This is a genomic window from Mycobacterium sp., from assembly GCF_035603715.1.
In the GTDB taxonomy this organism is placed as follows: Bacteria; Actinomycetota; Actinomycetes; order Mycobacteriales; family Mycobacteriaceae; genus Mycobacterium.
This window is the reverse complement of the sequence record NZ_DATNJW010000120.1, coordinates 1-7,926: the sequence shown is the minus strand read 5'-3', so window position 1 is coordinate 7,926 and position 7,926 is coordinate 1. Positions and strand designations below refer to the sequence as shown.

Here is a 7,926-nt window from a genome sequence, read left to right as displayed (position 1 = left end):
GCTGTGGGTGGCCGCCTGCCTGTATCGCTATTTCATCGATCAGCACGAGTTCTTGCATGGCCCGCTCGACGATGCGAGCGCGGACGCGGTCTATCAGGACGGCAAGCGACTGGGCACCACACTTCAAGTTTGCGACGCGATGTGGCCGCCGGACCGCGTCGCGTTCGACGACTACTGGAAGCGGTCACTGGAAGACCTGCGCATCGATCCCGCGGTCCGAGAACACCTGCACGGGGTGGCGGCGGTGGCGTTTCTGCCGTGGCCGTTGCCGGCGCTGGCCGGACCGTTCAATCTCTTCGCGACGACGGGTTTTCTGCCGCCGGAGTTCCGCGCGTTGATGTGCTTGGACTGGTCAGAATCCCAGCAGCGCCGGTTTCAGTGGTTACTGGCCGGATTACGGGTTGCCGATTGGGTCATTCCACATCGTGCGTGGATTCTCGGCTACCGGCTCTACCTGTGGGACCTGCGGTTTCGCGCCCGAATGGGCTGGCGGATCGTTTAAGCCCTAGATGACGACGGTCATCGCTATCATGCCGATAACACCCACAACTGCCAGCCAGAACCACGGCTGCAGATAGAGCGGGCCGGTGTGGGCGTCGAAGTCCTTGGGCAGAACGTCGGTGTCGGTGCGCTCGGGAGTCAGCTGCGAAGTCATGTACCAAGCATGACTAATTAGTCAGACGAAGTAAATGTGGCGCTCGCCACCCTCCGACTGCCGATGCGATCTGGGTCACACTTGGATGGCCTGCCCGCTCGCCCACCGGCGCACACTCGCCAGAGAGGAAACAGAGTCATGGCATTTCCTGCACTCAACCACGTCGCGCTGACCGTCCGCGACATGGCCGTCAGCGGCCCGTGGTACCGCCGGCTGTTCGGCGTCGACCCCGTGGTCGACGAACACACCGCCGCTGGATTCCGGCATCTGGTGTGGATTCTCGACGGCGGCACCCTGCTCGGTATCCACCAGCATGAGCACCCGGCGCCCGACGAGCGCTTCAGCGAGTTCCGGGTGGGCCTGGATCATGTCGGCTTCGGCTGCGCGGACCGTGCCGCACTGGAGACCTGGATGGAGCGGCTCGGTGAGCTGCGCATTCAGCACGGCGGAATCGTCGATGCCCCCTACGGCTCGGGTTTGAGTTTCCGCGATCCGGACGGCATCGCGCTTGAGTTTTTTGCGCCGCCGAGCTGACTGACATGGGCGTTCCTTCCGCGTCTCAGATGTGTAAGCATGGGCGGGTGAGCGCCCGAAAGATCGCCCATTGTTTGGCGGCCGTAGTCGTAACGGCCTGCTCGGCACTGCTGAGCGCACCACTCTTTCCCGCCTCTGCGGCCACCTGCCCCGACATCGAGGTGACATTCGCCCGTGCCACTGATGAGCCGCCGGGAGTCGGGGTGGTCGGTCAGAAATTCATCGATGCACTGCGCACGCAGGTCGGTGGTCGGTCCGTCGCTGTGTATCCGGTCAACTACCCGGCCTCGGACGACCTCGCTCCATCGGCGAACGTCGGCGCGGTGGATGCCAACGCTCACGTCGAATCGATGGCTGCCAGCTGCCCCAACAGCAAGCTGGTGCTCGGCGGATATTCCCAGGGCGCGGCCGTGATCGATCTGATCACCATCGCCCAATTGCCGGTATCCGGATTTGTCCCGGTGTCGCTTCCTCGGGACGTCGCCGATCACGTTGCCGCGCTGGCCTTCTTCGGGAATCCGACGGACCGATACCTGGGGGCGCCGGTGACTACGCTCAGTCCTTGGTACGGGGCCAAGTCCATTGACTTGTGCGCAGAAGGCGACCCGGTCTGCACTGCTGGCGCGCTCTATACGGTGCCGACGCACGACGAGCTGTCATCCCCCGTGCACCTTTCGTATCCGAATTCCGGGATGCCGGCTCAGGCCGCAGCTTTCGTAGCAAGTCACGTGTAGTCGTGCGTGCGGTTGTCATCACCAAGCACGGCCCCCCGTCAGTGCTCACGGTGCAGTATCGTCCCGACCCGCCGCCACCGGCGGCGGGCCAGGTTCGCATCTCGGTGCGTGCAGCAGGCGTGAACTTCGCCGACCATCTCGCTCGCGTCGGGCTGTACCCAGATGCGCCCAAGGTGCCCAGCGTCGTCGGCTACGAGGTGGCCGGAACGATCGAGTCCGTCGGCGACGGCGTCGATCCGGCGCGAGTTGGCCAGCGGGTGCTGGCCGGAACGCGTTTCGGCGGCTACGCCGAGATCGTCAACGCCGGCGCCAATGACACTGTCCCGCTGCCGGACTCGATGAGCTTCGAGCAGGGCGCCGCGGTCCCGGTCAACTACGCGACGGCGTGGGCGGCACTGCACGGCTACGGTTCGCTTCAGGCGGGCGAGCAGGTGCTGGTGCACGCCGCGGCCGGGGGCGTCGGCATCGCCGCGGTGCAGCTGGCCAAGGCCGCGGGGGCGGTCGTGCACGGCACCGCGTCGCCGGGCAAGCACGCTCAGCTCGCCGCACTCGGTGTCGACCAGGCCATCGACTATCGCCGCAACGGGTGGTGGAAAGGCCTGGGCCCCTACGACATCGTGCTCGACGCCCTCGGTGGTACCTCGCTGCGGCGCTCGATGGGCTTGCTGCGCCCGGGCGGACGGCTTGTCGCCTACGGCTTCTCAGCCATGCAGCAGGGCGAAAAGCGGTCGCTGCGCCGCGCCGCCCCGCAGGTGCTGGCGATGTTGCGCGGATTCAACCTGATCAAACAGATGGAAGACTCCAAGATCGTCATCGGCCTCAACATGCTGCGGCTGTGGGACGACCGCGGCACCCTCGAGCCCTGGATCGGACCGCTGTCGACGGCGTTATCGGACGGTACGGCAGCTCCGGTCGTGCATGCGGCGGTGCCGTTCGCCGACGCGCCGGAAGCACACCGAATCCTCGCTGCCCGTGAGAATGTCGGCAAGGTCGTCCTAGTCCCCTGACAGCACAGCGACTACCTCTTGCAGAGGATGCGAGGTTGTCGAAACTTCGCCGGCGTAGGGGTGTGCCAGTTGGAGGATGAGGGAGAGATTGGTGGCGACGATGACGGCGACGATCGCCACCATCGGGTAGTGCAGGATGGGATTTTCGACCCCGTAGATGATCGCGATGCCAAGCACCATGGTGCTTGTCAGGAAAATGACCGCCCAGAGTGACCAAGGCAGTCCGGCGTCTTCGCGGGCGGTGAGTAGTCGCACGGTGCGCGCCTGGCTGATCTTGTCGAGGTTGGAAAAGGACGTCGAGAGCAGAGTCTTCTGCGCGTCGGTCTTTGCGGCTATCCCGTCGTAGACCTTGTCTAGGTGGGCTAGGGCGGCGTCAGCATCTAACGAAGGACCATTCTCGGCTTGTGACCACTCAGCGATGGCAGCCTGTTCATATTTCAGCAGACTCTGCCGAATGCGGTCTCGGTCCGGTACATCGAACACCACTGCGTCTCTTGCCATTTGCACCGCTGCTGCGCCTTCGGCGCGCGCGTCGCCGTCCGCGGCGTTGTTCTGACCCCACAGGGAGTTGACGACGAATCCGATGAAGAACGCATAAAAGAACCCGATGAAGCCATACGTGAACCTAGTTCCGTCGTTGTGCGCGTCACCTTTGAGGAGCGGGAAGCGCCGACGGACGTACCGCTGAATCGACGCCGCTCCGCCTGCGATGACCACGATTAGGCCGACAAGCAGTGCCCCGGAAGGGATCTGGCTGACCATCCACGAACTCATGAGCGGCTCCTCAAACGGTTCGACGGCGAAGCGGATATGCGTCGTTCGACTCTAGGTCGTGCTGGTCAGCCGGCGTTGGCGAACGCGACGATCCCGTCGGCCAGTCTGGCCGCGGTGGCCGGCTTGTAGAGATGACGTATCACCAGCACCCCCGGCATCAGCGCGATGACAGGTCAGCGATCGCGGCGGCGCCCTCGTCGATCCAACACCCCTGACGAGTTCGTCACCGGCGTCATCGATCCAGCTCCGCGTCGAGCGCTCCGGCGGCGAGTGCGGCGGCATTGATTCCAGTGAGCACCTCATGCAGATTCTCGAGCTCGGCAAGTTCGACGCCGAGCCGCGCAACTACCGCCGGGGGAACCTTGAGCGCGCGCCTGCGTAGATTGCGGCCCGCCGGGGTGAGTTCGACGTGGGTGGTGCGTTCGTCGGCCTCATTGCGCGACCGGGTGAGCAGACCCTGCGTCTGGAGGCGTTTGAGCATCGGCGAGAGGGTGGCCGAATCCATCTGTAGCAGTCCGGCTATGTCCTTGACCGAGAGAGGCTCCCCGTCGGATTTGGCGTTGTCCCACAACGCCAGCATCACTAAATATTGCGGATGGGTGAGCCCAAGCGGCTCGAGCAGCGGTCGGTAGACAGCTAGTACGGCGCGATTGGTGACCGCCAGCGCGAAACATACCTGCGTTCTGCCACGTCTCCTTTTGGCACCGGCCGGCATCGAAGCCGAGCTTGGGGCGCGCACCGGCTCATCGCATCAGTCTCCTTAAGCATCGACTGATTTCCCTGCGGCCCCCGCGGAGATCCTTGGCGCGAGGGCCAGGATCCACTCCCCCTGCGAAATGGCTGCGCGCCGAGTTCGTCGACCCGGGAAGTCGATGGTAGGTCTGCGTCACACATAGGGCTGCCTCGCTCGATGTCGTTGTGGTATCGCGAGGTACCGAACAGGTCTTGGACATCGGTACCAGACTGCCAGAGACTCGCAGACAGAAATTGTGACGAGAGGACAGAGCCTGCTTGATTTCCCACCCACCCGACATCACACCGAACTCGAAAAGGCGCATCATGACAACGTTTCGCGCGGCCCAAGTTACCGCAGCGCGAGGACAACTGGCCCTCGTCGATCGAACCTTGGCCGATCCTGCACCCGGCACTGTGCGGGTCGCCGTCGAGGCTTGCGGCATCTGCCACTCCGATGCGATCTTCGTCGACGGCCAGTGGCCGGGTCTGCAATTCCCACTCACGCCCGGTCACGAGATCGCCGGACGCATCGACAGTCTGGGCGAGGGTGTGCAGGGTTGGCGCGAGGGTGATCGGGTGGCGATCGGCGCGTCTGGCGGCTATTGCGAGCACTGCCGCAGCTGTCGGCGCGGCGAGTTGGTGCACTGCGAGGCCGGCATGGTCACCGGCGCAACGTTTCCCGGCGGATTCGCCGAATACGTCGTGGCGCCGGCGAACGCACTGGCCCGTATTCCCGATGCACTATCGGCGGTTGACGCCGCGCCGCTCGCATGCGCGGGACTGACCATGTTCAATTCGCTGCGCCGCACCGGTGCTGGGCCCGGCGATCTGGTCGCCATCCTCGGGATCGGTGGCCTTGGTCATCTCGGGGTTCAGTTCGCGGTCAAGATGGGTTTTCGCACCGTCGCGATCGCGCGCGGCCCCGAGAAAATCCGCCTCGCCGACGAATTGGGCGCTCATCACTGCATCGACTCGGTCGTCAGCGACGTGGCCAGCGAACTGCAGAGCCTGGGTGGGGCGCGGGTCATCGCTGCCACCGCCACCAATGCCGAGGCGATCTCCGCCGCGATCGGCGGGCTGGGACTGCACGGTGAACTGCTGCTGCTGGCTCTCTTGGCCGACCCGGTGCAGGTCAACCCGATACAGTTGATCAATATCTCGGGCACCGTGCGCGGCCATCCGGTCGGCGACTCGAACGACCTTCAGGACGCCCTCAATTTCGCTGCACTGCAAGGCATTAAGCCGATGGTGGAGGTCCTGCCATTGGAGAAAGCCGCCGACGGCTACCAGCGAATGCTGGCCAACCAGGCCCGCTTCCGGGTAGTACTGACCCCAGAGGCGATCGGAACATGAATGTTTCGCCTTGCGGGTGGCCGCCAGAGTCTCTGCCGATTCGGATCATCTAATGACGCACGCGCCGACCGCCGACGGATGGCGTCGCAGTTTCGCAACCCAGTCACGAAGCGAATTTGCCGACCAGTTCGCCGACCACATCGTTTTGGAGGCGACCACTCTGGCGAAACCGGTCAAGGGCAAGCATAGCGTCGCAGCAGTCCTGGCCGCTGCAAGCTCCATCTACGAATCCCTCGAGTTCACCGCCGAAGCGCAACGCGCGAAGACGACGTACCTACATTGGCGCGCAACGGCTTTCGGCGGCATACAGATCGACGGTGTCACAGTTCTCGAGCGTTACGTGAGCGGCAATATCGTCGCAGCCGCAATCCACCATCGGCCGCTGGGCCCTGTGCTGCGATTCTCGGCCGAGATCCGCGATGAACTCGTCGGCGCGATACCTGCCGATTGCTTTCTCAAGGAGTCAATATGACCGCATCGCTGCCACACAAATCCTCTGTCACAGAGGAGGTCCCGCAATCAGGTCGCGGAGCGTGGTCCGACGGCACCGATGACGCGACTCACGTGTCAGCGGTGCTTGGACGGTAGTTCGATCGTGTGTTCGCCGCAGCCCGCCCGCAGGATAATCGCGGACTCATGGCAACGGTCACGCCTGAGCGGGCTATCACCGTGGAGCACTTTCGATGCGCTGAAGGCAGATGATTACGACTCCTCCAGTCGGCTACTGCGCGCCGCCGGGCCTGTATTGGATCGGATGGCCGCAGCGCTGAACGGCTCGGACTACTACGTGCTGTTGGCCGACCGCGACGCCCGCATCGTCGCGGTGCGTTGGGGCTGCGCACGCGTGCGAAGCATCGTCGAACTCATCGGAGAGGAGTTGCAAGGTACCATTTTTCGCGAGGAGACTACCGGCACCAACTCGATCGCCACCACCTATGAACTGCGTCGTGCGGTGGCCGTCCACCGCGACGAGCATTTTCTCGCGCAGTTGCACGGCCTCAGCTGCTACGGCCACCCGATCATCGATCCGCACACCCGTCGCCTCGAGGGTGTCCTCAATATCACCTGCCTGACGGGAGAGCAGAATCCGCTGCTCGCGCCCTACGTCGGCAGCGCTGCGGGTGAGATCGAGCAGCTGCTGTTGGAGAGCCGAAGCCCGAACGAACGAGCCTTGCTCGCAGCACTGCAGCGTGAGCTCGGCGCGGGGCGCGATCGGCCGACCGTTGCGATCGGCCCAGACATTTTTCTGGCCAACACCGCTGCAATCGAACTCCTCGATGCCGCCGACCACGCGCTCATCCGCGACGTCGCCGCGTCGTGCACCGGCGAGACGACCAAAGCCGCGCATGTGACACTGAGCCGAAACCGCAGGGCTGACATCACCTGTCGTATGTTGACGCCCAGGGCTGGCGCGGTTCTCACGATCACCAACGTGAAACGCCCTACTCTGCACACGCAGCCGCAGCCGCAGCCTCATGCCCCACGCGGCGTCCTCATCAGCGGCGAACCCGGCGCGGGGCACACAACCGCAATTCAGGAGGCTGCTGGAAGCAGATCACTGCGGATCCACTACGCCGCACGCTGCGTGGCGCACAGCGCGTCCGAGTGGTTGAGCGACGTGCGGCAGAGCGCCTCGGAGAACCGCATTGTGGCGGTCGAGTCGGTCCATCTGCTGTCAGCGCATGCTTCCCAGTTACTGGCAGGAATTCTCAACAGCTTCGCGGGGACTGTAATCCTGACGACGATCGTGCCTCCCGACGAGCTGATTCCACAGACCCGCCAGCTGATTTCGCGATGCACCGAGCGGGTTCAACTGACCCCGCTGCGCCAGCAGCCCGACATCATCCCCGAACTCGTCGGGTCCATTCTGCGGAATCTGGGCGTGCATCACACCGTCCGGTTCACCCCCGCGGCGTTGGAGGCGCTTGCAGCCAACCAGTGGGACGGCAACGTCCGCGAACTACACACCGTCGTCACGCAGGCGGTGAGTCGTCGACGCGCCGGTGATATCACCCGCGCGGATCTTCCAGAACAGTACCGGCACCGGTCAACCCGCTACCGCTTAACACCGATGGAGCAGGCCAAGCGCACCACGATCATCGACGCGCTCAGACGTGCAGACGGGGACAAGAAG

10 protein-coding genes are annotated in these 7,926 nt (G+C 64.3%); 7 read left to right on the top strand and 3 right to left on the bottom strand.

The genetic code is table 11. From position 1 onward, the window contains the following. On the top strand, positions 1–502 hold a 502-nt coding region (locus tag VN856_RS05545), incomplete at its 5' end, for an oxygenase MpaB family protein (protein WP_325686949.1). A gap of 3 nt (positions 503–505) precedes the next feature. On the opposite strand, the gene VN856_RS05540 is transcribed toward VN856_RS05545, so the two are convergent. Next, on the bottom strand, positions 506–655 hold the full coding sequence (locus tag VN856_RS05540; protein ID WP_325686947.1) for a hypothetical protein: 150 nt from the start codon (positions 653–655) through the stop codon (positions 506–508). A gap of 138 nt (positions 656–793) precedes the next feature. Between VN856_RS05540 and VN856_RS05535 the strand changes: the two genes are divergently transcribed. Genes VN856_RS05535 through VN856_RS05525 form a run of 3 tightly spaced genes read left to right on the top strand, consistent with a single transcriptional unit; the run spans position 794 to position 2,930 of the window. Next, on the top strand, positions 794–1,189 hold the full coding sequence (locus tag VN856_RS05535) for a VOC family protein (protein WP_325686945.1): 396 nt from the start codon (positions 794–796) through the stop codon (positions 1,187–1,189). A gap of 47 nt (positions 1,190–1,236) precedes the next feature. Continuing rightward, positions 1,237–1,923: a cutinase family protein gene (locus VN856_RS05530; RefSeq protein ID WP_325686943.1), complete on the top strand. Its 687-nt coding sequence runs from the start codon at positions 1,237–1,239 to the stop codon at positions 1,921–1,923. Positions 1,924–1,925: 2 nt separating this feature from the next. Then, a complete protein-coding gene (locus VN856_RS05525) occupies positions 1,926–2,930 on the top strand; it encodes a zinc-binding dehydrogenase (RefSeq protein WP_325686941.1) in 1,005 nt (334 codons plus the stop codon). On the opposite strand, the gene VN856_RS05520 is transcribed toward VN856_RS05525, so the two are convergent. Then, positions 2,919–3,704 (bottom strand): hypothetical protein, encoded by a 786-nt coding sequence (locus tag VN856_RS05520; RefSeq protein WP_325686939.1) that lies wholly within the window; start codon positions 3,702–3,704, stop codon positions 2,919–2,921. The genes VN856_RS05525 and VN856_RS05520 overlap by 12 nt on opposite strands. A 232-nt stretch (positions 3,705–3,936) precedes the next feature. Then, positions 3,937–4,419 (bottom strand): MarR family transcriptional regulator, encoded by a 483-nt coding sequence (locus VN856_RS05515; RefSeq protein ID WP_325686951.1) that lies wholly within the window; start codon positions 4,417–4,419, stop codon positions 3,937–3,939. A gap of 344 nt (positions 4,420–4,763) precedes the next feature. On the opposite strand from VN856_RS05515, the gene VN856_RS05510 reads away from it, so the two are divergent. The 3 genes from VN856_RS05510 to VN856_RS05500 all read left to right on the top strand — a co-directional run. Continuing rightward, positions 4,764–5,792, top strand: a complete 1,029-nt coding sequence (locus VN856_RS05510) for an alcohol dehydrogenase catalytic domain-containing protein (protein WP_325686937.1) — start codon at positions 4,764–4,766, stop codon at positions 5,790–5,792. 52 nt (positions 5,793–5,844) lie between these two features. Beyond that, positions 5,845–6,264, top strand: coding sequence for a nuclear transport factor 2 family protein (locus VN856_RS05505; protein WP_325686935.1), 420 nt, complete (start codon positions 5,845–5,847; stop codon positions 6,262–6,264). 282 nt (positions 6,265–6,546) lie between these two features. Continuing rightward, positions 6,547–7,926 (top strand): hypothetical protein (locus tag VN856_RS05500; protein ID WP_325686934.1); only part of this gene is annotated, 1,380 nt, incomplete at its 3' end.